We start from the raw sequence: 26,987 nt of genomic DNA on the forward strand, positions 1-26,987 counted from the left end.
TTAAGCGATTGTTGCCATCATTGCAGGCTATACCTGTTCATGTTCCACCAAGGAGATTCTGGATGTTTTATCAAGAGAAGAAATGTGCTTATGCTGTCAAGCTGGCACTGGCAATGTTGTCTGGCAGTATGCTCGTCAATGCTCATGCACAGACTGAGCCAGCAGAAAAAATTCAAAAAATTGAAGTTACTGGTTCCCACATCAAGCGTATTGATAAAGAAGGTACTTCTCCTATCCAGACTCTGACAGCAAAAGATATCAGCCAAAGCGGCGCGACTTCTGTTGCTGAATTGCTGCGTACTATCCCTGCCCTGGGCAGCGGTAGCGCATTCGATGCAGTTGATGGCGGCTTTTCCCGCGGCGTAGCGACAGCATCCCTGCGTGGCCTGGGTTCCAGCTCCACGCTGATTTTGTTGAATGGCCGTCGCATGACACCATCGGCTTATGCCAATCCTAATCAAGGTCAATCGACACTGTACGATATCAACAGCATTCCTTTGTCCATGCTGGAACGCGTAGAGATATTCAAGGATGGTGCATCTGCAGTGTACGGTTCTGACGCTATCGCCGGTGTAATCAACTTTATCACCAAGAGCGATTACCAGGGTCTGCAAATGAACGCCAGCATAGGCGCGAATGATAACAACCAGTTCAAGAAAAAAAGCATCAGTGGTTTTGCCGGTTTTGGTAACTATGCACAAGACGGTTACAACGTTACTGTCAGTGCTGAAATATCCAAGCGTGACCGCGTCTCCATCAAGGATGCCAACGATGTAGAAAAAGACCTGTACAGCATACTGAACAACCGTCTGTCGCCATACTCCAGCTTCGCGAGTAACCAGCCATTCTTTTACCGTGAACGCACATCAGGCAGTAACACCTTTTTCTCTGCCAATGACGCCAACGTGGTTAACCGCACTAATTGCGATCCTTCCCGTTTGATCACAGGCGGCGCGCAATACAATATTGCTACTACCAGCGCTTTGTATGGCCGTCAGTTCTGTAACTACAATCTCGACGACTTCGCCGAAGTACAAGGTGCAGGCCAGGACATCAGCGCGATGTCACGTGGTATTTACCAGATCAACGATACGCTGTCCGCTTTCGCTGAAGTTGCGTACAACAAAACTGACCGTGACTACACCGGTGGTTCACGTACTATCGATGGTCGCACACCATCCACAGCGTTTGCCCTGTCTGGCGCAGGTTCACCATTCCAGGCTATCTTGCCGGTTGGTCATCCTGACAATCCTTTCCCGACCAGCCGTGCAGCCGTGGTTTACCGTTTTGAAAACATCGCGGGTGGCAGCAATACCACCAATGAGTCCCTGCGTTTCGCTTCTGGCCTGAAAGGCACTTACAAGACCTGGGATTGGGAAACTGGCGTTCTGTGGAACCGTTCCGAGCGTACAGATATCGCCAATGGATTCCTGTTGCTGCCAGAAGTGCAAAAACTGATTAACCAGAACATGTCTTTGGCTGATGTTGCCAAACAGCCTAACCTGAGCCGTCCGCTGAAGAGCGTTGGTGTTGCTGAAATCGCCCAGGCTGATTTCAAGGCAAGTACAGAATTCGGTAGTTTGCCAGGTGGCGCTATTGGTTTTGCTTCCGGTGTTGAATTCCGTCAGGAAAAAATGACACTGACACCAGACAATCTGACCAGTTCTGGCCAGGTTCTGGGTCTGGCTAACCAGTTTATCCAGGGTCAACGCAACGTCACTTCCGCTTTCGTTGAAGTACGTACACCGTTCCTGAAAAACTTTGAAATGGATTTTGCTGGCCGTATTGATAAATACCCTAGCTTCAAAACCAATTTCGTACCAAAAGTTGGCGCAAAATGGACAGTCAATGATTCCCTGGCTTTCCGTTCCACATATGCACAAGGTTTCCGTGCACCAGCGCTGGTACAGGTTACTGCAGGTGGTACCCAGACTTTCCTGAACAGCCTGGTTGATCCTATCCGCTGCCCAGATGGTAAGACACCTTTGACTGGCGCAGACAACACTGATTGCTCCAGAAGTATTTCGACGCTGATCCGTCAAAATCCTAACCTGAAGCCAGAAACATCACGTAGCTTCTCGCTGGGTATGGTCTTGTCACCTACACGTGACTTCGACATCCTGGTTGATTACTACAACATCCGTAAGGAAGACGAAGTTGCGGCCCTGTCATCCACACTGATCCTGAATAATCAAGATGCATATCCAGGCACAGTGATTCGTGACACCAATCCTGTCAATTTCGTCAAAGACAAGAACGGCAATGTCGTTCCTAATTCTGGCCCGTTGATCTCCTTGCTGCGTAACTACATCAACCAGGGCAGTACCGTAGTCAGTGGTGTTGACGTCGAAATGGCTTTGCGTAATAACCTCGGCGACAATGGCAAACTGGATACACGTTTCCGTACTTCCTACACGATAGAATTCCGTCGTGCAGAAAAACCGGGTGATCCAGAAACCAATCTGGTTGGTACACGTGGTGGTATTTCCAACTTCTCTACCAGTGTTGGCGACATTCCACGTCTGCGTGCAAGCCTGTCTTCTTCCTGGACCAAGGCAGCGCACACAGTCAATGGTGCCATCAACTTCACTGGCGGCGTATCCCTGATGCGTTACACCAATGCTGCTGAAACTTACCCAGTGTCTTATTGCCACTATGGTACTGGCCAGCCTTCCACAGCGACATCCTTGGGTGGCGTTGCGAAGTACCTGACTTATGTACCAGATTGCGCAGTTGCCAGCTGGACTACAGTAGATCTGGGCTATACCTACAAAGGTATCAAAGACCTGACTATCGGTCTGCGTGTATTGAATGCGTTGGATTCCAAAGCACCATATGATCCTAACTACCCAATTGCAGGCTACAACGATAGTTTACACAATGCCTATGGCCGTGCATTCCGTCTGAACGTAGGTTATGTATTCAAATAATCTGCTTGCAATGCAAGAAGTAGTATAAGAACAGGGGCCTAGGCCCCTGTTTTTTATTAAGCCTTGCAAAGTTTCAGTATAATCAGGGCAATTAAGACATCTGTCTCTGGTAAACCAGCTTACACGCGCAGGCAGGCAAGGCAGCGTGGCAATGGGCTGGATTTTTGATACAAGTAGAAAGCACGCCATGTTTAGTTGGTTCAGTACAAAAGAAGAAAAAGCGTTCGGTCTGCAGCTTGCTGAATTTGTCATCAAGGAAATACCCTTGGAAATGGCCAAAAAAAAGCAAGACAAGACCGTGGCCAAACGCCAGAAAGTCATGCAGCAGGCGGCAATCAAAGTACTGGAATTTAAACGGGATCACCGTCTGAACGTCTACAAGAAAGCCCAGCTCGGCAACAGTTTCAAGTGGCGCTTGCTGGAAGAAGGCTTTGACCCCGAGGTTGCCAGCGAACTGACTACGATAGTAGTCAGGGAAATGGGCTAAGTTTTATACAGCATCCTGCGGCAGGCCACAGTATGCTAGTTAAGTGAAGCAGGGCCAGACTCCGGTCCCCTGGCGCTTACAAATTCGGTGCCAGCCAGCGTTCTACTTCATCCTTCGGCACAGCACGGCGTTCTGCCATATCCGTGACCTGGTCATCAGCGATCTTGCCTACACTAAAGTACTTCGATTCAGGGTGGGCAAAGTAAAAGCCCGATACTGCCGCGCCCGGTATCATGGCCCATGATTCAGTGATGTACATCTCTATCTCTTCACATTGCATCTGCTTGAACATCTCGGTCTTGACCGTATGTTCAGGGCATGCCGGGTAGCCGGGAGCAGGGCGTATGCCTTTGTAGTTTTCCTTGATCAGGTCTGCATTGCTCAGGTTTTCATCGGCGACATAGCCCCACAGGTCTTTACGCACGCGCTCATGCAGGTATTCGGCAAAGGCTTCGGCCAGACGGTCTGCCAGTGACTTCAGCATGATGCTGCTGTAGTCATCATGCGCATCTTCAAAGCGCTTTTCATACTTTTCTATACCCAGGCCAGCCGTCACGGCGAACATGCCTATATAGTCCTTGATGCCGCTGTCTTTTGGTGCGATGAAGTCTGACAGACACTGGTTGGGTCTTTGCACACCATCAATGATGGGTTTCTCGGTTTGCTGGCGGGTGCCGTAATAGGTCAGCGCCACCTGACTGCGTGTGTCGTCGGTATAAATTTCTATATCGTCGTCATTAACGGTATTGGCGGGCAGCAGGGATACTACGCCATTCGCCGTCAGCCAGCGGCCTTCGATGATTTTCTTCAGCATGGCCTGGCCTTCGGCAAACACCTTGGTGGCTGCTTCGCCGACCACTTCATCCGTCAATATCGCCGGGAAAGGTCCGGCCAGATCCCAGGTCTGGAAGAACGGACCCCAGTCTATGTAATTGGCAATCGTCGCCAGATCGATATTCTTGAACAGACGGCGGCCGATGAACTTGGGTTTGACCGGCGCATTGCTGCCAGTGAAATCCACTTTCATTTTATTCGCACGGGCTTGCGCCAGCGTGACCATGGGCGTGGCTTTTTTATTCGCATGCTGGGTGCGGATACGTTCGTAATCACTACCAAGGTCAGCGATGTACTGGTCACGGCTTTCCGGCGTCAGCAGCGACTGCGCAACCGACACTGAGCGCGAAGCATCAGCCACATACACGACCGGGCCTTCATAATTAGGCGCAATTTTCACCGCAGTATGGGCGCGGCTGGTAGTCGCGCCACCTATCAGCAGCGGGATCTTGAGCATACGGAAATGTGGGTCACGCTGCATCTCTTTCGCCACATAGGCCATCTCTTCCAGCGAAGGCGTGATCAGGCCCGACAAGCCTATGATGTCGGCATTTTCTGCCTTGGCCTTGGCCAGAATTTCCGAACAGGGCACCATCACGCCCATGTTGACTACTTCAAAATTATTACACTGCAAGACCACGGTAACGATGTTCTTGCCTATGTCATGCACATCACCCTTGACGGTGGCGATGACGATCTTGCCCTTGGGCTTGTTGTCGCCACTGCGCTTCTTTTCTTCTTCGATGTAAGGGATAAGATGGGCGACCGCCTGCTTCATGACGCGGGCAGATTTGACCACCTGTGGCAAGAACATCTTGCCCTGGCCAAACAGATCACCAACGATATTCATACCCGCCATCAGCGGGCCCTCAATGACCTGGATAGGGCGACCGCCAGCATCCATGATGGCAGCGCGGGCTTCTTCAGTATCTTCGACGATCCAGTTGGTGATGCCGTGCACCATCGCATGTGACAGGCGTTTTTCTACCGATTCATTACGCCATTCCAGCGTCGCTTCTTCTTTCTTGCCGCCGGCTTTCAGCGTGGCAGCAATTTCTATCATGCGCTCGGTCGCATCTTCACGACGGTTCAGTACCACGTCTTCAACACGCTCACGCAATTCGGCATCGAGTTCACTGTAGACACCGACCATACCGGCATTGACGATGCCCATAGTCATGCCTGCCTTGATGGCGTGGTACAGGAATACCGTGTGTATCGCTTCACGTGCCGGGTCATTGCCACGGAAAGAGAAACTCACGTTCGAGACACCACCGCTGATCTTGGCACCGGGCAGGTTTTTATGTATCCAGTCTGTCGCTTCGATAAAGTCGACGGCGTAATTATTGTGTTCTTCAATACCGGTGGCGACCGCAAAAATATTCGGGTCAAAGATAATGTCTTGTGGATCAAAATCCAGTTTGTCGACCAGCAGGCGATAAGCACGTTCGCAAATTTCCACCTTGCGCGCATAGGTATCCGCCTGACCTTTTTCATCAAAGGCCATGACGATGACGGCTGCGCCATAACGCTTGCACAACGTGGCCTGGCGAAGGAATTCTGCTTCGCCTTCTTTCATGGAAATCGAATTGACGATGGCCTTGCCCTGCACGCATTTCAGACCTGCTTCGATGACCGTCCACTTCGACGAATCGATCATGATGGGCACGCGGGCGATATCCGGTTCAGATGCGATCAGGTTCAGGAAGCGTGTCATCGCTGCCAGTGAATCCAGCATCGCTTCATCCATATTGATATCGATGACTTGCGCGCCGTTTTCTACTTGCTGACGGGCGACTGCCAGGGCTTCATCGTATTGCTCATTCAGGATCAGGCGGGCAAACGCTTTTGAGCCAGTGACGTTGGTACGTTCACCAACGTTGACGAACAGCGATGTTTCATCAATCGTGAACGGTTCCAGGCCAGACAGGCGCATCGCTGCCGGTACGGTCGGGATATCGCGTGGCGTGCGGGTTTGCAGGATGTCAGCAATCGCCTTGATATGGTCAGGCGTGGTGCCGCAGCAGCCACCGGCGATATTGATGAAACCGGCTTCGGCAAATTCTTTCAGCAGAGCCGAGGTATCGGCCGGCAATTCATCAAAGCCGGTATCGCTCATGGGGTTGGGCAAACCGGCATTCGGGTAAATGCAGACAAAGGTGTCGGCAATCTTCGACAATTCTTCTGCATACGGGCGCATCAGCGCAGCACCAAGGGCGCAGTTCAAACCTACTGTCAGCGGTTTTGCATGACGTACCGAATTCCAGAACGCCGGTACTGTCTGGCCCGACAGGATACGGCCAGACGCATCGGTCACCGTGCCAGAAATCATGATGGGCAGGCGGGTGCCAGTTTCTTCAAAAAACTGGTCGATGGCGAACAACGCAGCTTTACAGTTCAGCGTATCGAATATGGTTTCCACCAGCAGCACATCGGCACCACCTTCGACCAGGCCGCGGGTTTGTTCCAGATAAGCGGCCACCAGCTGGTCGAACGTGACGTTACGCGCCGCCGGGTCATTCACATCGGGTGAAATAGATGCCGTCTTTGGCGTAGGGCCAAGTGCACCTGCGACATAGCGTGGTTTGTCTGGTGTTGAATATTTATCGCAGGCAGCGCGCGCGATTTTGGCTGAGGCGACATTCATCTCATAGGCCAGATGCGCCATGTGGTAGTCATCCTGCGCGACAGTAGTGGCACCAAAGGTATTGGTTTCTATGAGGTCGGCACCAGCAGCCAGGTATTGCTCATGGATTTCTGAAATGACATGCGGCTGTGTCAGCGACAGCAATTCATTATTGCCCTTGACGAAGAGTTCACGCACGGTTTCGGGGCCACTAAAATCCTTGAAACGCTCGCCGCGATAATCTTCTTCTGTCAGTTTATAGCGCTGTATCATCGTACCCATGGCGCCATCGAGTATCAGGATGCGCTTTTGCAAAATCTCGCGCAAACGGGTTTCGAGGGCAGATACAGGCAGGGTCGTAGTCATGATGTTTACTCTTAATAAAACAAAACCCGATCAGCTTGTGTGTGCAGGCGGATCGGGCGACGTCCTTTTAGCAGCACTTATTACGCGCCCGCAATCTGAATCTCAAATCGGCGCAAGAAAGCATAAATTATACGTCAAATCAAGGGCTTGGGTATGGCGGGTCATGGAGCTGTCGGTTTTTTACCATCACAAATGGCTTAGCAAAACGCAATTCAGATGATAAAAAGATCAAGACTTGCAGCTAATTGAAGCGTGTCTGCAAGCCACACCGTATCTGAACTAACAGTTTTTACTTGCCGAATTGCAGTGGCGGCATCAATATTCTGTCTGCACTATTAATTAAAGGTAATACCTGTGTACGACGCTCACTTTTTGCCTTCCTGCCAATAAATCAGATGAAAATTTCTGCCCTGATTATTGAAGACCACCCGATTTATCGTGATGCTTTGCTGCTATTCATGCGTCACCTGCTGGGGGAAGCACAAGTGGCCGCGGTTACTTCAACCGAAGAGGCCCTGGCACAAGCGACCACGCACACCGGGCTGCGCCTGATCTTGCTCGATCTGCGTCTGCCGGGCATGAATGGGGTAGAGGCCATCTGTTCTTTACGCAAGCATTATGCAGATGCTGCTATCGTCGTAGTTTCTGCTTCTGAAGACAGGCGCGAGGTTGATGCCACCCTGCGTGCCGGTGCCAAAGCCTTTATTTCTAAAGCCGTCTCCACCGATCTGATGATAGAAGTGGTGCGCAAGATACTGGCCAATGAAGTGCTGGATACGCCGTGGATCACTTTGCGTGGCAAACAGGCCAACAAGGAAGAACCCCTGCTGGCTTTGACACCCAGGCAGCAAGAAACCCTGATACTGCTTTGCCAGGGCCTGTCAAATAAAGAGATAGGCCTGCGCCTGGACCTGGCAGAAATAACCGTGAAAATGCATGTGACCTCGATATTCCGGGTGTTGAATGTCGTCAACCGCACCCAGGCCGTACTGGCCGCCCGCAGCCTCGGCTTATACACACCAGATCAAAACTGAGTACTTACTTACAACTGTTTCAAAAGTTGTTACAATATGTAAGTAACGAAATGTAGGTATGCTGATCTGGCTCCACCTGTTTGGCAAAGCCCATATCCATCCTGGCTGATGTTCGTAGCCTGGCTCTCCTTCGTCGCCTTTATCCTGGCCGTATTCATTAAACGGCAGGGATCTTGCGCGCCTTGCAAAGCCAGCGAACACTTGCCCAGGAGCTGACCCAAGCATGTTTCCGTATTTTTATCTTCTATCGAAAAGGCTGTCTCATGGGCATCAATGCCAGCACCATACAAAAACTGTATATCGCTTACTTCAACCGTCCAGCTGATGTGGCTGGTTTGACTTACTGGGAAGGGCAATTGGATACCAACAAGATTTCTCTTGCCGGGTTGGCCCAGTCATTCAGTGAGCAAGTTGAATATGTCGCGACTTATGGTGGGAAAAGCACGGCAGATGTTGTTACGTCCTTGTACAAAAACCTGTTTGGCCGGGCACCAGATGCGGCTGGTCTGACATACTGGGCAACCCAAATCGATACGCGTGCCGTCAATCTGGGTACGGCAGCATTGGCCATCCTGAATGGCGCGACACCAGACAGTCTTGACGGCATCACGATACAGAATAAACTTAATTTCTCTGCCAACTTCACCGCCAGCCTGAACACTGCAGAAAAAGCAAACCTGTATAGCTCTGCTTATACCTTCGAGCTTATGCGCAGCATACTTTTAACCGTGACAGGTACCGGGCCTTTACCCGCTTTGAAACCAATTGCTGCAGTAAAAATTGCTGCAGCAAGTAATGGCATCAATATGTTGGAAAAAGCAGCCGGCATGGACGTGCTGGTTGATTTGACAGGTATGCAAGCCGCTACGGGTTTTCAAATCGAATTGATGAATGGCGATAGTCCATTCACTATACCCATTACCCATGTTTTGACAATGGACGAGGTGATTACCCACAAGGCTGTCATCCATATTCCCGGTGGTGCAAACCTGGGACCAGATGGCTTAAAAAACATAGGTGTACGAGTCAGTGATATTTTTGGAAATACCGGCAAGGCAGGGGGGCAATTATACGTCCTGCTGGATACAACGCCGCCAATTTCTCCTGCGAATGCTACTTATGAAACATGGTGGGTTTCAACCGGGGGCGGTTATGTTGACTTCGTTCTTGGGGATATTCGTTACGCCATTCTTCCGGGCCAAATGACTGGCGGGAGTGCAACCTTGCTGGACAACGGTACAGCAATAGGGAAAATTACATCCATAGGCAGTAAAGATACCGTATTGGATTTTGTCATTGACCCCAAAATTGGCAAACAGGTATATAACGACCATTTTAAAGATAAAAATCTCACCCTGGTCTTGACGGACGCTGCTGGTAATGTGACTACCAGCAAAATTGATTACTCGATCCCCGCTGTATATAAGTATAAGGATGGAACTCCAGCATCCAATATCAATATCTATGCAGATGGCAATGGACTGACTGTCAAGGCTAGCATCAATGGTATGGAATACCTCAACTCAAAGGCCTATTTGAAAATCAACGGACAAGTTGTTGCAGTCGACTCTTCCGTCAATGCGAACGACATATCGGTAGACTTCAGCCTTTCAAGTTTGGCTAGCCAGCAATTGCGCAATCTGGTCAATGCGGGTGGTGTGGTTTCTGTCACGATGGTGGACATGAATGGCAAGCTGGTCGACAGCATTAATAGTGCGACTCTTGGACCTAACCAGTTTGGTAGTAAGGCGACATTAAATTCTATTCTGGACACGCCTGCATTGCCAACCAGAGGAAAGTTATTCACCACGACTGACGCTGGTTATGTCGGTATGAGTGAAATCCAGTTCTCGATGATATCTGGACAAAATACGGGTGGCTCCGCAGCCTTGATGGAAAATGGGACCGTCATTGCGAAAATTACCAACATCGGCGCCAACGATACGATGCTTGATTTTATTTTTGACCAGCCCCTGGGAAGGCGAGTCTATGACGACTATTTTACGAATCGTAACCTGAGTCTTGCTTTGACCAGCTCATCAGGGAATACGGTCATCAGCAAATTCTCCGATTACCAGATATATATGGATTTAGTCTCGAAAGAGGGGACACCAGCAACGAATATTAGCTTGAAACCTGTTGGTGGCAATATTGTCGCAAACAGCCTAAACAACTCAAATACTAATTTGTTGGTTAGCGCAACGATCAATGGTTATTTATATGCCAGTTGCCGGGCTTACCTCGAAATCAACGGCCAAATTGTCGCTAAAGATGACTACATCTTAAGCTACGATACAACGGTTGATTTTGATCTGGGTACGACCAATAATGTTGATTTGCAAAGCATAGTAAGAAACGGTGGTTCAGTTTCAGTCGTGATGATTGACATGAATGGGAAGGTGGTGGAAAGCTCTTCCAACCCTTATCTTGTAACCAATTTCACATCAGCTTTTGCCTCCCATGATACAAAGCTGGCAACTTTAGCCGAAACGCCTGAGCACATATCACTTGCCATTATCGGCCAGCCAAAGCAAATGCAGCATATCGATATGGCCATGAACTAAAAAAAAGCACATCACGGTCTTGCTGTGATGTGCCAAGGGGAATCGTAATTAAGTGAAGTGGTTTGGTGTTCAGTCAGCCTTTTTGCGGCTGGTGAGCAGGCTGGCAATAATCGAGCTGCCAAGCAGGAGGCCGATAACAATCAGTGAAACACTGGTAGGTACATGCATCCATTTCACGATGAGCATCTTGATACCGACAAACATCAACACAAAAGCCAGGCCAAACTTCAGCAGATGGAAGCGGTCAGCCATGTCTGCCAGCAAGAAGTACAGTGCACGCAAGCCCATGATGGCGAAGATGTTTGAGGTGAAGACGATGAACGGGTCTGTCGTCACAGCAAAAATAGCCGGTATCGAGTCCACAGCAAAAACAACGTCGGATATTTCTATTAATATCAATACCAGGAACAGTGGCGTGAACAGGCGCTTGCCGTTTTCCTTGATACTGAATTTTTCTTTGTGAAACTCATTAGTAAAGGGCAGCAGTTTTTTCGCAATTCGCAAGACCGGATTAGCTTCCAGATCTGGCTCTTCATCCGAGTTCTTCAGCATGCGGAATCCCGTGACCAGCAAGAAAATACCGAACAGATACAGTACCCATGAGAACTGCGTAACCACCCAGCTGCCCGCCAGTATCATGATGATGCGCATGACGATGGCACCCAGTACGCCGTACAGCAAGACCTTGCGCTGATACTGCGGCGGTACGGCAAAGTGACCAAAGATCAGCAGGAAGACAAACACATTATCTACCGACAGGGACTTTTCTATGACATAGCCGGTCAGGAACTCCATGGCCTTGGCCGTCGCGACTTCCCGGCCTACCGTGTCAGACAAATAAATCCACAAGCCAAAATCGAATATCAGGGCCAGACTGACCCACACGATAGACCATGCCGCCGCTTCCCTGACGCTGACTTTATGGGCGCGTGAGCCACCGAGGGCCAACACGTCAATTGCCAGCATGAGTAGAACAAAAGCGATAAATACTGCCCACATCCAGGGCTGAGCGACGGAATGGATCATTTCTTATTCTTTCTCTATAAAGCCCAGCAACTGCAAGAGGCTGGTGAACAGGTTGAAGATGGTGACGTACAGGCTGACAGTCGCCATGATGTAATTGGTTTCGCCACCATGAATGATGTTGCTGGTTTCAAACAGGATCATGCCCGACATCAGCAAGACCATGACGGCAGAAATCGTCAGCGACAGGGCAGGTATCTGGAAGAAAATTGCACCCAGGCTGGCAACAAAAGCCACCAGCATGCCCACCATCAAAAAGCCCGCCATGAAACTGAAATCACGCTTGCTGATCAAGACATAAGCAGACAAGCCCATGAAGATCAGACCTGTCATGGCCATCGCTGTCATGACGATGCCAGTACCGCCAGGCATGCCCAGGTAACGTGTCAGGATAGGGCCCAGGGTATAACCCATGAAACCAGTAAGGGCAAATACAGAGGCAATACCCCAGCCACTGTTTTGCAGTTTAGTGGTGGCAAACAACAGACCAAAATAACCGGCCAGTGTCAGCAAAAAGCCAGGGCCAGGAATATTGAAGGCAACCGTTGCTCCCGCAGTCACTGCAGAAAACAATAGCGTCATGGACAACAACATATAGGTGTTGCGCAAGACTTTATGGCCAGAGCTGACATTGCTGTCTCTATAGGCGACGGTTTGTGCGTCTGTGGCAGAGCGACTCAAGATTTTCATGCTTTTCTCCTGAAATGTTGAAGCCATGCATATGTGCAAAATGGCTGCACCTTCTCAACAGAAGGTAGAGATAGTGTAGGTCTTGCTGATAAACAAGAAAAGTCGAATATAATTGAAGATATGTTCGTAAAAACCGATGTATTGTCATAAAGAACGAATTCATATGTCCAAGCTTAACTACAAGCATTTGCATTATTTCTGGATGGTCGCCAAGACTGGCAGTATTTCCCGCGCCAGTGAGCAATTACATCTGACGCCGCAAACCATCAGTGGCCAGTTAAGCCTGTTTGAAGAAATCCAGGGAGAAGCCTTGTTCCGCAAGAGCGGGCGCAATCTGGAATTGACCGAGGCCGGGCAACTGGTCTTGAGTTACGCCGATGATATTTTTGCATTGGGGCAGGAACTGGAAGAGGTTTTACATCACCGGCCCACCGCGCGCACCGTGCAGTTAAGGGTGGGGGTCTCAGACGCTTTGCCCAAGACCCTGGCTTACCGCTTGCTCGAACCTGCCCTGAAGCTGGAGCAAACCCTGCGCATCAATTGCCGCGAGGGCAAGCTGGAAGTCTTACTGGCTGACCTGGCCACCCATAAGCTCGATGTCGTCATGTCGGACAGCCCCATGCCCGCCAGCGCCAATGTGCGCGGGTATAGCCATCAGTTAGGGGAGTGCGGCATCAGTTTTTTTGCCACCGGAACTTTGTTGCAGCAATATCCGCAGGCTTTTCCTGCAAACCTGGATTCAGCCCCGTTCTTATTGCCGGGTGAGGATGCGGCCTTGCGCGCCCGTTTGCTGCAATGGTTTGATCAACAGGGTTTGCATCCACGCATCGCCGGTGAATTTGATGACAGTGCGCTCATGAGCGCCTTTGGCCAGGCCGGCGCAGGGATTTTTGCCGCACCGACTGTGGTTGCCGACATGATCATGCGCCAGTATGACCTGCAGTTGTTGGGTCAGACGGATGAAATCAGGGAACAGTTTTATGCCATTTCAGTACAGCGCAAGCTGACCCACCCTGCCGTGCTGGCAATTAGCCGCGCGGCGCGTATCGATCTGTTTGCCATGGGGGAAGAATGAGCTAGCCTCATGTTGGCGGGCAATCCGCTGGAAATAAAAAAAACGACAGCAATGCTGTCGTTTTTTATGTCTGAAGAAGCTGCCCCGGATTAACGACGACCCAACAGAGTTTTGATGTTTTTATCCATAGGGATAGCGTAATCAACAGAGCTGATGACGGTATTGTCACTAGGTCGAACCAGTTTCAGGTTCACAAACACCAGCTTGTCACCTTCGGCGTAAGTACCGACTATCACTGCCTGGGCGCTGTGGTTTTGCGCGACATCCTTGATTTCACGTGTCAACAACAATTCACCGACATTTTGTTTCATGAATACTTTGTCGCGGAATTTCATTTCCACCATTTTGTAGTCACGACGGGTGAACTGACCCGAAAGCTGTTCAGCAATGATGCGGCCAAAGGTAGAAGACTCTTCGAGGAAGTTGATATTGGCAAGAGTAGCAATAATCAATGGACGCGAAGGATCAAGCTTCAAACCGGCATTGTTGATCAGCGCATCTGCTGCACGCTGGTTAGCCGGGATGAATTCATTGGATTCAGCATCTTTCCAGGTTGGCACTGGTGACGCCGCTGCTGGCGGTGGCGTATTGCCCAGGCCCAGATTGGCACAAGCACTGAGTGCAATAGCTGAAGCGATAACGAGAGCTGCACTTTTCATCATTATTGGCCCCCAACAACACGGAAGTTGAAATCAGTGTCTTTATTGTAAAGCGTCCAGTCGTAATCCGAAACATAGTACGCGTCAGTACGACGGGCGATATATTGTGAATTCTTTACCAAAGATGTCGTTACGATCAACTCGTGCTGAGGCGTACGGCCTCTGGCATATTCCTGATTGACCCAGGTAGTCCAGTCATAAGCGCCTGCCAGCGCGAGGCCGCCAAGAACTGCATCCGTTTTGACCGGTATGCCCAGGCCATGGATAGCAGCAATACCTGCGCCTATCGCAGTCACGCTGGTAAAGCGTTTATTTTGATGGCGGTCAGGAGAAAAACGTACCAGCTGGGTTTCAATATTGATCACCTGAGCTGTACCGTCATTGATTTTCCTGACGACCACGCCCTGATTCACCAGCGAAGTAATGATCTGGGTGTAGAAAGCCTGAGTGAACTGGCTGTCTTTCTCTGGTGGTGCAACGTAAACCGGTGCGCCTATCTTGTCGGTTCCGAGTTTGATCTGCTCTGCTACATCTTTTGCGATGATGAGCCAGTGCGACGCCGCTTGCAATTTATTTTGCGTCGTCGTCGGGAAATTGCCTGCTAATGGCGTTTCACTGTATGGAGTTGCACAACCTGCCAACAGCGCGGCTGCCAGGGCAATGGGAAGAAATTTCTTCATGAGCTCACCTTTTTTTAGGTCTTAGTCAGAGTTTTTGTTATCGAAAACGAAAATGGCAATAATTCAGTGTAAGAGAATACAACAAGTAGCCGCAGGCAACAAAGATTTTGCTTGCATCAAGGCATTAATTGAACTATTCCCGCAGATATCATGCACAGACCACTGTTTATTAAGGAAAGTTGTAGCTTTTTTGCTTCATTTTTTCAGCTAACTGAAAAATTTTCCTTCATTTAAAGCATAGCCTTGCAAGAAATCTGCTACCGAAAGTCGTTTACCGCCGGGTTTTTGCAATTCGGTCAAGCTGAGCGAGCCTTGGCCACAGGCAACAATAACACCTTGCTCTGCATTCGCCGATAGTATTTGCCCAGGTTTATGGTTACCAGTTGTTTCAAACAGCTTTGCACCCCAGATTTTAATGGTGGTTTCAGCATATTGAGCATGGGTGCCGGGAAAAGGGTTGAAGGCACGTATCTTTCTTGCAAGTATCTCTGCAGGCAAGTTGAAATCCAGCGCAGCTTCTTCTTTACTGATTTTTGATGCGTAATTGACGCCAGCCTCGGGTTGAACGACAGGCGAGAGTTTGTCAGCGCTCAATTGTTGCAAAGTAGCAACAATCATTTCACCACCCATGGCAGCCAGTTTGTCATGCAGGATGCCTGTGGTATCCATGTCTTTAATGGCAACACTTTGCTTCAACAACATAGGGCCGGTATCAAGGCCTTCTTCCATTTGCATGATCGTGATGCCGGTCTCAGTGTCGCCTGCTTCTATCGCCCTGTGAATAGGCGCGGCTCCGCGCCAGCGCGGCAGCAGTGAGCCATGAATATTCAGGCAGCCCAGGCGCGGTATATTTAATACCGACAGCGGCAGGATCAGGCCATAGGCCGCCACTACCATGACATCATGTGGCGTGCCCTTAAGCAAATCATGTGCTTCTTTGGCAATATCTGGATACTTGCCATCCAGGCGTAGCGATTGTGGCTGCGCCACAGGGATGCCGTGCTGCAGGGCAAATTGCTTGACGGCAGAAGCATGCAGTTGCATGCCGCGGCCAGCCGGGCGGTCTGGCTGTGTCAGTACCAGCGGTACTTCAAAACCGGCCGCATGAATGGCTTGCAAGGCAGTGGCGGCAAATTCCGGCGTACCGGCGAAGATGACGCGCATTAACGTTCAGCCCGTCTGCGCTGTTCTTCGCGTTCTTCTTTCAGCATCTTGGTTTTGATACGGTTACGCTTCATGGGCGACAGGTATTCGACAAATACCTTGCCCTTCAGGTGATCCATTTCATGTTGTATGCAGACTGCCAGCAAGTCGGTCGCGTGGATTTCAAAAGGTTTGCCATCGGCATCGAGGGCGCGCACCTTGACTTCGGCCGGGCGTTCCACGCCGTCGTAAATGCCAGGTACCGACAGGCAGCCCTCGTCATACACCTTGCGTTCTTCACTTTCCCAGAGTATTTCAGGATTAATGAAGACCTGGAGCTGGTCATTGGTTTCAGACACATCGATGACCACCAGTTGTTCGTGTACATCGACCTGGGAAGCCGCCAGGCCAACGCCGGGAGCGTCGTACATGGTGGCTGCCATATCGGCCACCAGGGTTTTCAGGCGTTCATCAAATTGTGTTACCGGTTTTGCCACTTTATGGAGGCGCGCATCTGGGTAGCGCAGTATATTTAGTATCGTCATAAGACTTTTCACAACAAGCTTTGATGCTTATTGCGCAGTTTTTCTTGCTAGTTCAAGGATTTATGGGCAGAATTTGATTCAATTTGGCAAGTTTTGCAAGATTGCGCCTGCCTGCGCGCCTTCACTTGCGGTATTGCAGTATTTTGCATCGGATATTATTCATGAAAAAGTTTAGCACAATCGCTTCCATCTTCGCTGTCAGTCTTCCCCTGATTTCTACCGGGGCGCTTGCTGCTGGTGGACAGGCAACCACCGCACAGGCAGAAGTTGTCGCCAGCAAAACCAAGTGCGAATTCTTGCCAGAAGCGCCGGACAAGCATGTCGTTGTCAAAGGCGACACACTGTGGGGAATCTCCAGCATGTTCCTGAAAAACCCCTGGTGCTGGCCAGTAGTCTGGGGCATGAACCAGGAAGACATCAAGAACCCGCACTGGATTTATCCTGGTCAGATTGTCTATTTTGACCGCGTCAATGGCCGTTTGCGCCTTGGCAACCCCGGTGGTGTGCCAACAGTCAAGTGGAATCCAAAATCACGTGTACAGGGTCTGGGCGAGAACGCGATACCGGCTATCCCTGCTTCTGTGATTGAACCTTTCCTGTCCCAGCCGCTGATTCTCGAAGATAATGACCTGGCAGTAGCGCCACGCATTATTGCTACCAAAGAAGGCAGGGTTAACCTGGGTCTGTATGAACAGGCTTATGTCCGTGGTGAGCTTGATGGCGGCACTTCCTTCCAGGTTTTCCGTCCGGGCAAACCACTGCACGATCCCGTCACCAAGGCCATTATCGCCTATGAGGCGGAATATCTGGGCACCGTCAAACTGGAACGCGAAGGCAATGACGAAAGCGATGTCCATACTTTTTCAGTAGTCCGTTCAAAACAGGAAATGGCCGTAGGTGACCGCCTGATGCCTATTCCACCTTCGCCAATTTTGAGCTATGTGCCTCATCCACCCAAGGAAGAGGTCGATGCCCGTATCGTGTCTGTCTATGGCGGCGTGGGTTCTGCTGGACAAAACCAAATTGTCGCTATCAATCGTGGCAAAAATGATGGTTTGAATCTGGGTACGGTATTGACTCTGTATAACTACGGCAGAGTGATACAGGACAAGACAGATGCGAATAAATCGATCAAATTGCCGGATGAGCCTATTGGTGAACTGTTCATTTTCCGCGTGTTCAGCAATATATCTTACGGCCTGATCATGCAGGTAAAAGACATCGTCAAAGTGGGCGATGCAGCCAAATCACCACGATAAATTACAACGATAATACAGTTTGTAGATGGAGCATTTGCCGGATGCACACCAGGACTTGATCGCCTGGTTAAGGCTGGAGCAAACACCTGGTGTAGGCAATGAAACAGCGCGCCGTTTGCTCGCCCGTTTTGGTTTGCCTGCGCAGATTTTTGCTGCCAGTCATGCCGCGCTCAGTGAGCTGGTTTCACCAAGGCTGGCTAAAGCACTTTTAGCCAGCCCACCTGGCTTTCAAGAGCAAATAGATAAAACACTGGCGTGGCAGGAGCAGCCGGGTAATCTTATTTTGACACTGGCAGACGCTGGCTATCCACGCTCTTTGCTGGAAATCCCCGATCCACCCCTTATGCTGTATGTCAAAGGCCATGCTGCCTTGCTGGAGGCCGCTACGGTCGCCGTGGTCGGCAGCCGCAATGCCACTGTGCAAGGCATACGCAATGCCGAGCAATTTTCTGCGTCTTTAAGCAGTGCCGGTCTGTGCATCAGTTCAGGTTTGGCTGCCGGTATTGATGCTGCTGCCCATCAAGGGGCATTGACTGGCCCTGGCTCCACGATTGCCGTCATTGGTACCGGGGCTGATATTGTCTATCCGGCGCGCAACCGCAATCTGGCCCATCTGATAGCCGAGGGCGGTTGCATAGTTAGCGAGTACTCGCTTTCTACGCCGGCTCTGGCCCCCAACTTCCCGCGTCGCAATCGCATCATCTCTGGCCTGGCCAAAGGCGTGCTGGTGGTAGAGGCGGCAGCGCAATCCGGCTCCCTCATTACGGCCCGTATGGCAGCAGAGCAAGGAAGGGAAGTCTTCGCCATTCCTGGTTCTATTCATTCACCCTTGTCCAAAGGTTGCCATCAGTTAATAAGGCAAGGTGCCAAACTGGTCGAGTCTGCGCAAGACATATTGGAAGAATTGCAATTCCAGTCTGCGGTGGCGATCAGGCAGTCTCAGTCCCAGGCCGGATTGATGGAGCAGTCTGAAACGGGCTTGTTAAAAGAAATCAGTTTTGACCCTGTTCACATGGACATGCTGGCCAGCCGCACAGGTATGGACATTGCTGGCCTGACAACAGAATTGTTGAACCTGGAATTGAACGGCCAACTGGAAGCTTTGCCAGGCGGCTATTACCGCCGGCTTGCCTGATTGCCAACTGGAAAGTCCACTGATAACAAATTGGCAGGGGCTTGTTTGAAATCGCTGCAAAGGCTACAGTAGCAGCATGTTTGATATTCTTGTTTACCTTTACGAAACCTATTACCGTCCGGATGCCTGTCCTGACACGGCGGCGCTGACTAAAAAATTGTCGGCTGTTGGTTTCCCTGAGGATGAAATTTCCGAAGCATTGGACTGGCTGACGGGTCTTGCTGTGAATACGGCAGAACCAGCCACGGCAGTACCAGTCTCCAAGGGTTTCAGGATTTATGCTGAGCAAGAAATTGTGGCTCTGGGTACGCCAGCCCTGGGTTTTATACAATTTCTTGAATCTGCCGGGCTGCTTAATGCCAATCAACGCGAAATCGTGATTGAAAGGGCATTAGTTGTCAATGAGTCACCCCTGCCACTGGATAAGCTGCGCATTATTGTCTTGATGATGCTGTGGAGCCAGGGCGCCGAGCCTGACATGCTGATGTTTGATGAATTATTGTTGTCAGATGACGACAACACAGGCAGGCTTTTGCACTAATCATTTCCTAAATGGAATTTTTATGACAAAAATCGCGCTTAGATTGCGGTTTTTCGTCTATCACGTTTAACATTCCCCGCAAATTTAGGTTAGTCTTACGCTTATTTTGCGAAATGTTGCCTATTAGACATTGGCAGCCACGCTTTACACTATTCGAGAATCCCGAAATGACAAAAACGCTCATCATTGCCGAAAAACCCTCTGTCGCTAATGACATAGCGAAAGCGCTGGGTGGCTTCACCAAGCATGATGACTATTTTGAATCAGACAATTATGTATTGTCGTCTGCCGTAGGCCATTTGCTCGAAATCACCGTTCCAGAAGAATACGATGTCAAGCGTGGCAAATGGAGTTTCACTCATCTGCCGATGATACCGCCGCATTTCGCCCTGAACCCGATTGCCAAGACCGAATCGCGCCTGAAGGTCTTAAACAAGCTGATCAAGCGCAAGGATGTTACCGGCCTGATTAACGCATGTGACGCGGGCCGCGAAGGTGAGTTGATTTTCCGTCTGATTGCCCAGAATGCCAAGGCCAAGCAGCCAGTCAGCCGTCTGTGGCTGCAGTCCATGACCACGGGTGCGATACGCGACGGTTTCCAGAAATTGCGCAGCGATGCAGAAATGATGCCTCTGGCCGATGCAGCGCGTTGCCGCTCTGAGGCCGACTGGCTGATCGGTATCAATGGTACCCGCGCCATGACGGCCTTCAATTCCAAGGAAGGTGGCTTTTACCTGACGACAGTGGGCCGCGTGCAGACGCCAACCTTGTCCATCGTGGTCGAGCGTGAAGAAAAGATCAAGAAATTCGTTTCCCGTGATTATTGGGAAGTGAAGGCAGAATTCGTCTGCGCCGCCGGTATCTATGAAGGCCGCTGGCAAGACCACCAGTTCAAGAAAGATGAACACGATCCTGAGAAGCGCGCAGAACGTCTGTGGAGTAAAGCTGCTGCCGAATCCATCGTAGCTGCCTGCCGCAACCGTCAGGGCAATGTCACTGAAGAATCCAAACCAGCGACGCAAATCGCGCCACCGCTGTTTGACCTGACCAGTTTGCAGCGCGAGGCCAATGCCCGTTTCGGTTTTTCAGCCAAGAATACCCTGGGCCTGGCCCAGGCCTTGTATGAAAAACACAAGGTACTGACTTACCCGCGTACTGATTCCCGTCATTTGCCAGAAGATTATCTGCCTACGGTGAAAGAAACTCTGAGCACCATCTCAGAGACCAATAATTATCATCAGTTCGCTTCGCAGATTCTGAAAAATAACTGGCTCAAACCAAACAAACGTATTTTTGACAATACCAAGATCAGTGATCACTTTGCGATCATCCCAACCGGTCTGGCACCAAAGAATTTGTCCGAGCCTGAGCAAAAACTGTATGACCTGGTGACACGCCGCTTCCTGGCAGTGTTCTTCCCGGCCGCAGAATTCCAGGTGACGACCCGTATTACTGAAGTATCCGGCCATCAGTTCAAGACTGAGGGCAAGGTCATGACCGCCGCTGGCTGGCTGGCCATTTATGGCAAGGATGCGCTGGAAGAAAAAGTAGATGGCGAAAGCAAGGGCACTCTGGTTGCTGTTGCCAAAGGTGAAAAAGTCCTGACTGACCAGATCACTGCAAATGCGCTGGTCACCAAACCACCTGCCCGTTATAGCGAGGCGACATTGTTGTCCGCCATGGAAGGCGCAGGCAAACTGGTTGATGACGGTGACCTGCGTGAAGCCATGGCAGGCAAGGGCCTGGGCACACCAGCCACCCGCGCCGCCATCATCGAGGGTTTGCTGAACGAGAAATATCTGCTGCGCGAAGGCCGAGAAATGATGCCTACCGCCAAAGCCTTCCAGTTGATGACCTTGTTGCGCGGTTTGGGTGTAGATGAATTGACATCACCTGAACTGACCGGCGAGTGGGAATATAAATTGTCGCAAATGGAAAAAGGCAAGATCAGCCGCGAAGAATTCATGCGCGAAATTGCCCAGATGACCCAGATCATCGTCAAGCGCGCCAAGGAATACGACAACGACACCATTCCTGGTGACTATGCGACCCTGCATACACCATGCCCCAACTGTGGCGGCGTGGTCAAAGAGAACTATCGTCGTTTCGCCTGCACCAAGTGCGAATTCTCGATGAGCAAGACACCAGGTAGCCGTCAGTTTGAATTGGCTGAAGTCGAAGAATTACTGGCCAAACGTGAAATCGGCCCGTTACAAGGATTTCGTTCCAAGAAAGGTTTTCCATTTGCAGCGATGCTGAAAATTGTGCCCGATGCTGATCGCAACAACTTCAAAATGGAACTCGATTTTGGCAAGAACCCTGATGAAGATGAAGATGGCGAACCTGTCGATTTTTCCGAACAAACTTTACTTGGACCTTGTCCAAAATGTGGGAATGGCGTGTATGAGATGGGCCTGGCCTATGTCTGCGAAAAAACCATGGCCAAGCCCAAGGCTTGTGATTTCCGTAGTGGCCGCATTATCCTGCAACAAGAGATACTGCCTGAGCAAATGAGTAAATTGCTCAATGACGGTAAAACGGATTTGTTGCCTGGTTTTATTTCGCAACGTACCCGTCGCCCGTTCAAGGCTTTCCTGGTGCGTGGCAAAGACGGCAAAGTCAGTTTTGAATTTGAAGAGCGCAAGGCCAAAGCCCCTGCCGCTGGCAAATCCAAAGCCAAAGCTGAGCCTGATGCAGAAGCCACGACTGAAGTTGCAGCAGCCAAGACGACCAGGGCCAAGGCAACAACTGCAGCCAAAGCAGTGCCAGCCAAAAAAACCGTGGTCAGGAAAAAGAAGGCAGCCTGATCATTTATCCTGCTGAATCAGGATAAACTTTGCCAGTAAAGCGCCATGTCTGGCGCTTTACTGGCAGAGTCCGTCATTTTCGCGTATTGTTAAAAGGTGATTTTCTAGATATAGGGTGCACATGGCCGCAAACGAGTCTTTATCCAGTGCTCGCGCTGAATTTACTCATGCATTTAATCATGCAGTACCCGGCATTCTGCCCGAAGCTTTGGAAGCATTACTGACCAAGGCGAATTACAACGGTACCTCGTCGGCTGACAAAAGCCGTATCGTCAATGCACGTGCCATCCTGCCAGAAAAATGGGATGCTATTTCCCGTGCCATGCCTGTCCATCTGGTGCAATTACTGGACCGCAGTATTACCACCGCCTACAGCACCTTCAGGCCAGCCTCTGCCTTGGGCAAAGCGACTGAACTGGCTTTACTAGACTCTTCCACCTTCGAGACCACACTGCGCTTTAATGAAATGACGCAGAATTTCCGCGACAAGGCAGGACAAGCCTTGCTGGATTTGAATATACGTATTGCGGTCTTGTTTGGGCAGGATGACATACGCGAAAGGGAAAATCCCTTCCGGCCTTATTTGCTGGCACGCTGTATTTTCCTGGCGGTAGAAGAACAGAAATTATCGCAAGAAAGCGAAGCCATCCTCATCGAGCAACTCGGCGAAACCTTTGCCTCTACCATGGCTGGTATCTATGAAGCGGCCAATTCTGCACTCGAACGCCAAGGTATCAGTGCCAGCCTGGCACTCAAGATCAGCAAGGCACCTGAATCACTGCAGACACGCAGCCCGGCCGCTGGCGGGCAAGGTGGCTATGGTGGTACGGGCGGTGGTGGTGGTGGTCCCAGTGGCCCCGGCGGTGCCGGAGCTGGCGGCGGGCAAGGTGCTTACTCCACCATGCAGGCCGGTGTGTTCCCTGGTGCGCAGGCAGGGCAGGGACAGGCCCAGGTACAAAACCAGGGCGCATTCCCAGCGGCGCAACAAACATCCATGGCCAGCCCCGGCGTGCGCCTTGAACAATTATTCCAGACCGTGCGCGGCAAACCGCTGTCCCTGCCGGCTGCGACTCCCGTACTTGCACAAAATGCTGGCGCCATGCAGGCGGCAGTACCCAACCCCTATGCTGACATGCCATCGCCGGGCAGCCCTCCCGCCAATGCCGGGCCAGCCTGGCTGAGTGGCGACAGGGCACTGGGTGGTGTACTGAGACAGGCTTTTGGCGAAGCCTCTCCCGTCAGCCAGCACAGGGATAAACATAGCGAAGGCGCTATTCCGTTTACTGCCAGAGAAAATCCCCAGAGCAGTTCAGCCCAGGCAGGTGCTCAGGCACGAACTGGTCAATTTGCCCATTCAGGCTTGCCAGCTGCGGCAGGCCCGGGTAGCAATGACCTCATACAAGTACCAGCCGCTCTGGTCGCCTCGCACCTGCAGAATATAGAAAGCCAGTTGAAGCAAAGGGTGGAAGCACAAGCGCTACCTCCAGAAATGAGCATGGGTTTGTCCAAAGTCCTGGGGCAAATGCACAAGGTCATGGTGCCTGACAGTACGGCCATGAAGGATGAAAAGGGCGAAATCCGTAACCTGATACGCGAACACAAAGATGCCTTGTACAGCCTGGCCAAGGATACTGAAGAACAGATGTGTATAGATCTGGTTGCCATGCTGTTTGAAGTCATGCTCTGTGATGAGCTGGTGCCCTTTAATATACGTATCAGCCTGGGACGCCTACAGTTCCTGATCCTGCAACTGGCCCTGAAAGAAAAAAGTCTGCTCAGTGATGGCAAACATCCGGCCCGTCTTTTGTTGAACCGGATTTGCTCGATTGCCTATAGTGCCCAGCAAATCGGTGATGTCGATAACCACGTTACAGAAGAAATTGCCCGCATCATCAAGACACTGATGCGGCATGACAGTGATGTTCCAGAATTGTTTTCACGCATACAGAACAGGTTTGAAACCTTTATTTCCCGTGAGTTGCGTACCAATAACCAGCACATACACCGCACCGTAAAAGCCCTGGGTGAAGCCGAGATCCGTTTCATGCGCTTTGCCTGCATCGCTGTGGCGATTAACAAGGCCATGCCAAAAGTGAATGTGGAGATGTCATTCCGCAGCTTCCTCAGGAAAGAATGGGTCAGGGCGATAGAAGCTGCTGAAAGAACCGATGCCCTGCTGGCCAGGCGTTATCGCCTGTTGGTACCGGACTTGTTATGGAGTGTTTTCCCCAAACTCGATAACGACGACCGCAACCTGCTCTCGTCCATGCTGCCAACCATGGTGGGTACACTGCGTCATGGCATGGACTTGATGGAACTGGAAAAATCCAGGCAACAAAAACTATTGAACTGGCTGGCAGAAGCCCATGCCCAGGCCCTGCGCCCGGCAGCAGACAGCAAAAAACCGCAAGGCCTGAGCCTGCCTGCCATGCATGAACGCTTCGAACAATTTACCAATCAACCAGATACGATAGAACATTCCGAAGTTCATCATTATGAATTCGCCAGGGAGATCTATCAGCAAGACGTGTTCGCGGAACTGGGTTTGCATACCAGGATGCTGGACAAGGAAGTGAAGAGGCCTGAGCTGCCTGCTGAAACGGCGATTGTTGCTGATGCACCAACTGAGCCTGAACTCAATCCAGCCTATCTTGAGCGCATAGTCTGCGGTGCTCTGGTCGATATCAAAACCGAGAAGCTCAATGCCAAAGCCTGCTTGCGCTGGGTAGATCCGAATCTGATGTATGTTGTGCTGAGTCTCAAAGGGGACGACTTCCCTGCGGTACTCAGCATACGCGTGCTGTGCCAGTTGCTGGACACGGCCAGACTGCGTTTTGTTGAAGATGAGCCTCTGTTTGAACGCGCCATCCGCACACTGCTCAGGTCTGCTGATGAAGTTGATAATGTGCGGGTATAAGACCCGCACATTTAATACTGATACGTCTGCTTAGTCGTCGGTACTATCGATATCCGGCTCAAAGAAGCACCACTTCGCCTGTGGCCAGTTGCTTTGTATGCCGTCTTCCACTTCATTGATGGCAGTAATCAGCGCCTGGTCAGAGCCCTGAGGGCGCATTTTTGCCTGTACGGCGATCATCAGCTGTTCACCCCATTGCAAGGTAATCAGATTGATGACGTGATCAACATGCGGGTGGCTCTCTATATGGGCACGAATCGCATCATTGACTTCTGGTGCAGCAGACTCACCGGTAATCATGGCCTTGACTTCCCTGATGACAAAGAATGCCACCGCCATCAAGAGTACACCCACGACGATAGAACCTATCGCATCCCAGATCGGGTTGCCAGTTACGACCGAAAGCACCACCGCAACAAAGGCCACCGCCAAACCAGCCAGGGCAGCGATATCTTCACCCGCCACCACCATCAATTCAGACTGACGGGTTTCACGGAACCAGCGAAAGAAAGACTTGCCACCAGCTATCTTGCGTATCTCCAGCATCGCCCCATACAGTGAAAATGCTTCGAGGGCGACAGAAATACCCAGCACCACCAGCGCAACAATAGGGTTCTTCAGTGGCTCAGGATGTTTCAGGCGTTCCACGCCTTCCAGGACAGAAAACGCACCACCTAAAAAGAACAACAACAAAGCCACCATCATGGCCCAGAAATAAACCACCCGCCCATAGCCCATGGGGTGAGATGCATCCGGTGCCCGCTTGGCCTCCTTCAAACCCACCAGTAAGAACACTTGGTTAATGCAATCTGCTGTCGAATGGATCGCCTCTGCGAGCATGGCCCCCGAGGATGTGAAGATAGCCGCGCCAAACTTAGCCAGGGCAATACCGCCATTGGCACCCAGCGCATAAAAAATCGCCTTGGTAGAACCTTCTGAATTCGCAGACATGAGAATAATTAAAAGTGAGAAAAACCTAACCTTACTTGATTTCTCTGCAAATAATCAATCAGGCATTCTGAATGTTTGCCTTTGCAGATTTTGTTTTTGGTGGATACATATATAGAGAGCTATTTGCTTGGATAAAGCCGTCTCACTTCACGAAACAAAGCGAGGATGTCGCAGAGCCATGAAACTCCTTCCCCTTCAAGGGGATGGCGTCGGGGTTTCACAAAGCCTGCTTTGTGCCGACAGAATCTCAGCCGCCTATGAGCGGCGCAGTGGATGGCAGGGATGGGGATGGGTTCCGGTCGATCAGCGAAATCAGCACTATATAGATAGCCCCCCGAACTCGTCGCTCCTGCGCAGGCAGGAGCCCAGCGTCGTCCGGTGATGAACGGCGAAGCTGGTAACCAGGGCATACGCCAAACACCAGGGGCAGTAGGGTGCGCCGTGCGCACCGTTCCCCTATTTCCTATATATACATACAGACATAGCCTTGACCCTATAAGCACTAAGAAGTAGCACACTGCTCCCCCTATAAAATCAGCATCCTCCAACAATTCCCTAAATAATTTACGCTGAGGTCTTGCAAAGGGGTGAGGAAGTTTGCTATAGTTCGCCTCCCGCTGAAGAGCGGGCGAGAAGAGAAGCAAGACTGGAAATTGAGCGGAGAAGTAAAAGCTGCGGAAAGATCTGGTTGCTGTGAATAGTTTGCAACGGTTTAGCGAGT

18 protein-coding genes are annotated in these 26,987 nt (G+C 50.8%); 10 read left to right on the top strand and 8 right to left on the bottom strand.

Annotated features, from left to right (window positions below; genetic code table 11):
* The first annotated feature begins 62 nt into the window (after window positions 1–62).
* Together ACO0LL_RS27160 and ACO0LL_RS27165 are read left to right on the top strand one after the other, a co-directional pair.
* Window positions 63–2,930: a TonB-dependent receptor plug domain-containing protein gene (locus ACO0LL_RS27160; RefSeq protein WP_422953941.1), complete on the top strand. Its 2,868-nt coding sequence runs from the start codon at window positions 63–65 to the stop codon at window positions 2,928–2,930.
* A 187-nt stretch (window positions 2,931–3,117) separates the two neighbouring features.
* Window positions 3,118–3,417 (top strand): hypothetical protein, encoded by a 300-nt coding sequence (locus ACO0LL_RS27165; protein ID WP_162043948.1) that lies wholly within the window; start codon window positions 3,118–3,120, stop codon window positions 3,415–3,417.
* A 76-nt stretch (window positions 3,418–3,493) separates the two neighbouring features.
* Here the strand turns inward: ACO0LL_RS27165 and metH are convergent, their stop codons facing one another.
* On the bottom strand, window positions 3,494–7,243 hold the full coding sequence (gene metH / locus ACO0LL_RS27170) for a methionine synthase (protein ID WP_422953942.1): 3,750 nt from the start codon (window positions 7,241–7,243) through the stop codon (window positions 3,494–3,496).
* A gap of 395 nt (window positions 7,244–7,638) precedes the next feature.
* On the opposite strand from metH, the gene ACO0LL_RS27175 reads away from it, so the two are divergent.
* On the top strand, window positions 7,639–8,277 hold the full coding sequence (locus ACO0LL_RS27175) for a response regulator (protein WP_422953943.1): 639 nt from the start codon (window positions 7,639–7,641) through the stop codon (window positions 8,275–8,277).
* Window positions 8,278–8,450: 173 nt separating this feature from the next.
* The gene (locus tag ACO0LL_RS27180) at window positions 8,451–10,841 is read left to right on the top strand and encodes a DUF4214 domain-containing protein (RefSeq protein WP_422953944.1); all 2,391 of its coding nucleotides are present in this window, start codon (window positions 8,451–8,453) and stop codon (window positions 10,839–10,841) included.
* Between the two features lie 69 nt (window positions 10,842–10,910).
* On the opposite strand, the gene ACO0LL_RS27185 is transcribed toward ACO0LL_RS27180, so the two are convergent.
* Together ACO0LL_RS27185 and ACO0LL_RS27190 are read right to left on the bottom strand one after the other, a co-directional pair.
* Window positions 10,911–11,867: a TerC family protein gene (locus ACO0LL_RS27185; protein WP_422953945.1), complete on the bottom strand. Its 957-nt coding sequence runs from the start codon at window positions 11,865–11,867 to the stop codon at window positions 10,911–10,913.
* A 3-nt stretch (window positions 11,868–11,870) separates the two neighbouring features.
* Window positions 11,871–12,554, bottom strand: coding sequence for a Bax inhibitor-1/YccA family protein (locus tag ACO0LL_RS27190; protein WP_422953946.1), 684 nt, complete (start codon window positions 12,552–12,554; stop codon window positions 11,871–11,873).
* A gap of 163 nt (window positions 12,555–12,717) precedes the next feature.
* Here ACO0LL_RS27190 and nhaR point away from each other — a divergent pair, with 163 nt between their 5' ends.
* Entirely contained in the window at window positions 12,718–13,629 is a 912-nt protein-coding gene (gene nhaR / locus ACO0LL_RS27195) for a transcriptional activator NhaR (protein WP_422953947.1), read from the top strand.
* An 89-nt stretch (window positions 13,630–13,718) separates the two neighbouring features.
* Here nhaR and ACO0LL_RS27200 read toward each other — a convergent pair whose 3' ends face one another.
* From ACO0LL_RS27200 to def, 4 genes are all read right to left on the bottom strand, one after another.
* Entirely contained in the window at window positions 13,719–14,288 is a 570-nt protein-coding gene (locus tag ACO0LL_RS27200; protein ID WP_422953948.1) for a FlgO family outer membrane protein, read from the bottom strand.
* Window positions 14,289–14,290: 2 nt separating this feature from the next.
* Window positions 14,291–14,968, bottom strand: a complete 678-nt coding sequence (locus tag ACO0LL_RS27205; protein WP_422953949.1) for a hypothetical protein — start codon at window positions 14,966–14,968, stop codon at window positions 14,291–14,293.
* 207 nt (window positions 14,969–15,175) lie between these two features.
* Window positions 15,176–16,132, bottom strand: coding sequence for a methionyl-tRNA formyltransferase (gene fmt, locus ACO0LL_RS27210; RefSeq protein WP_422953950.1), 957 nt, complete (start codon window positions 16,130–16,132; stop codon window positions 15,176–15,178).
* Window positions 16,132–16,656, bottom strand: a complete 525-nt coding sequence (gene def, locus ACO0LL_RS27215) for a peptide deformylase (RefSeq protein WP_162061322.1) — start codon at window positions 16,654–16,656, stop codon at window positions 16,132–16,134. Before def ends, fmt begins: the two co-directional genes overlap by 1 nt.
* Window positions 16,657–16,817: 161 nt before the next feature.
* Here def and ACO0LL_RS27220 point away from each other — a divergent pair, with 161 nt between their 5' ends.
* The 5 genes from ACO0LL_RS27220 to ACO0LL_RS27240 all read left to right on the top strand — a co-directional run bounded on the left by ACO0LL_RS27220 (window position 16,818) and on the right by ACO0LL_RS27240 (window position 25,315).
* Window positions 16,818–17,915: a LysM peptidoglycan-binding domain-containing protein gene (locus ACO0LL_RS27220; protein ID WP_422953951.1), complete on the top strand. Its 1,098-nt coding sequence runs from the start codon at window positions 16,818–16,820 to the stop codon at window positions 17,913–17,915.
* Window positions 17,916–17,940: 25 nt separating this feature from the next.
* Window positions 17,941–19,050 (top strand): DNA-processing protein DprA, encoded by a 1,110-nt coding sequence (gene dprA, locus ACO0LL_RS27225; protein ID WP_422953952.1) that lies wholly within the window; start codon window positions 17,941–17,943, stop codon window positions 19,048–19,050.
* Between the two features lie 76 nt (window positions 19,051–19,126).
* Window positions 19,127–19,591, top strand: a complete 465-nt coding sequence (locus tag ACO0LL_RS27230) for a DUF494 family protein (protein WP_422953953.1) — start codon at window positions 19,127–19,129, stop codon at window positions 19,589–19,591.
* Window positions 19,592–19,758: 167 nt separating this feature from the next.
* The gene (locus tag ACO0LL_RS27235) at window positions 19,759–22,398 is read left to right on the top strand and encodes a DNA topoisomerase III (RefSeq protein WP_422953954.1); all 2,640 of its coding nucleotides are present in this window, start codon (window positions 19,759–19,761) and stop codon (window positions 22,396–22,398) included.
* 121 nt (window positions 22,399–22,519) lie between these two features.
* Window positions 22,520–25,315: a DUF1631 family protein gene (locus ACO0LL_RS27240; RefSeq protein WP_422953955.1), complete on the top strand. Its 2,796-nt coding sequence runs from the start codon at window positions 22,520–22,522 to the stop codon at window positions 25,313–25,315.
* Between the two features lie 30 nt (window positions 25,316–25,345).
* On the opposite strand, the gene ACO0LL_RS27245 is transcribed toward ACO0LL_RS27240, so the two are convergent.
* The gene (locus ACO0LL_RS27245) at window positions 25,346–26,266 is read right to left on the bottom strand and encodes a cation diffusion facilitator family transporter (RefSeq protein WP_422953956.1); all 921 of its coding nucleotides are present in this window, start codon (window positions 26,264–26,266) and stop codon (window positions 25,346–25,348) included.
* Between the last annotated feature and the right edge of the window lie 721 nt (window positions 26,267–26,987).

The sequence above is a fragment of the Undibacterium sp. TC4M20W genome (assembly GCF_049340245.1).
In the GTDB taxonomy this organism is placed as follows: Bacteria; Pseudomonadota; Gammaproteobacteria; order Burkholderiales; family Burkholderiaceae_D; genus Undibacterium.

What these genes read in the sequence shown, in the direction of transcription:
- ACO0LL_RS27200 (WP_422953948.1), bottom strand. Translation starts at nt 14,288, where the DNA reads ATGAAAAGTGCAGCTCTCGTTATCGCTTCAGCTATTGCACTCAGTGCT.
- ACO0LL_RS27185 (WP_422953945.1), bottom strand. Translation starts at nt 11,867, where the DNA reads ATGATCCATTCCGTCGCTCAGCCCTGGATGTGGGCAGTATTTATCGCT.
- def (WP_162061322.1), bottom strand. Translation starts at nt 16,656, where the DNA reads ATGACGATACTAAATATACTGCGCTACCCAGATGCGCGCCTCCATAAA.
- ACO0LL_RS27245 (WP_422953956.1), bottom strand. Translation starts at nt 26,266, where the DNA reads ATGTCTGCGAATTCAGAAGGTTCTACCAAGGCGATTTTTTATGCGCTG.
- ACO0LL_RS27190 (WP_422953946.1), bottom strand. Translation starts at nt 12,554, where the DNA reads ATGAAAATCTTGAGTCGCTCTGCCACAGACGCACAAACCGTCGCCTAT.
- fmt (WP_422953950.1), bottom strand. Translation starts at nt 16,132, where the DNA reads ATGCGCGTCATCTTCGCCGGTACGCCGGAATTTGCCGCCACTGCCTTG.
- ACO0LL_RS27160 (WP_422953941.1), top strand. Translation starts at nt 63, where the DNA reads ATGTTTTATCAAGAGAAGAAATGTGCTTATGCTGTCAAGCTGGCACTG.
- ACO0LL_RS27230 (WP_422953953.1), top strand. Translation starts at nt 19,127, where the DNA reads ATGTTTGATATTCTTGTTTACCTTTACGAAACCTATTACCGTCCGGAT.
- ACO0LL_RS27175 (WP_422953943.1), top strand. Translation starts at nt 7,639, where the DNA reads ATGAAAATTTCTGCCCTGATTATTGAAGACCACCCGATTTATCGTGAT.
- nhaR (WP_422953947.1), top strand. Translation starts at nt 12,718, where the DNA reads ATGTCCAAGCTTAACTACAAGCATTTGCATTATTTCTGGATGGTCGCC.
- dprA (WP_422953952.1), top strand. Translation starts at nt 17,941, where the DNA reads ATGGAGCATTTGCCGGATGCACACCAGGACTTGATCGCCTGGTTAAGG.
- ACO0LL_RS27220 (WP_422953951.1), top strand. Translation starts at nt 16,818, where the DNA reads ATGAAAAAGTTTAGCACAATCGCTTCCATCTTCGCTGTCAGTCTTCCC.
- ACO0LL_RS27205 (WP_422953949.1), bottom strand. Translation starts at nt 14,968, where the DNA reads ATGAAGAAATTTCTTCCCATTGCCCTGGCAGCCGCGCTGTTGGCAGGT.
- ACO0LL_RS27240 (WP_422953955.1), top strand. Translation starts at nt 22,520, where the DNA reads ATGGCCGCAAACGAGTCTTTATCCAGTGCTCGCGCTGAATTTACTCAT.
- metH (WP_422953942.1), bottom strand. Translation starts at nt 7,243, where the DNA reads ATGACTACGACCCTGCCTGTATCTGCCCTCGAAACCCGTTTGCGCGAG.
- ACO0LL_RS27235 (WP_422953954.1), top strand. Translation starts at nt 19,759, where the DNA reads ATGACAAAAACGCTCATCATTGCCGAAAAACCCTCTGTCGCTAATGAC.
- ACO0LL_RS27165 (WP_162043948.1), top strand. Translation starts at nt 3,118, where the DNA reads ATGTTTAGTTGGTTCAGTACAAAAGAAGAAAAAGCGTTCGGTCTGCAG.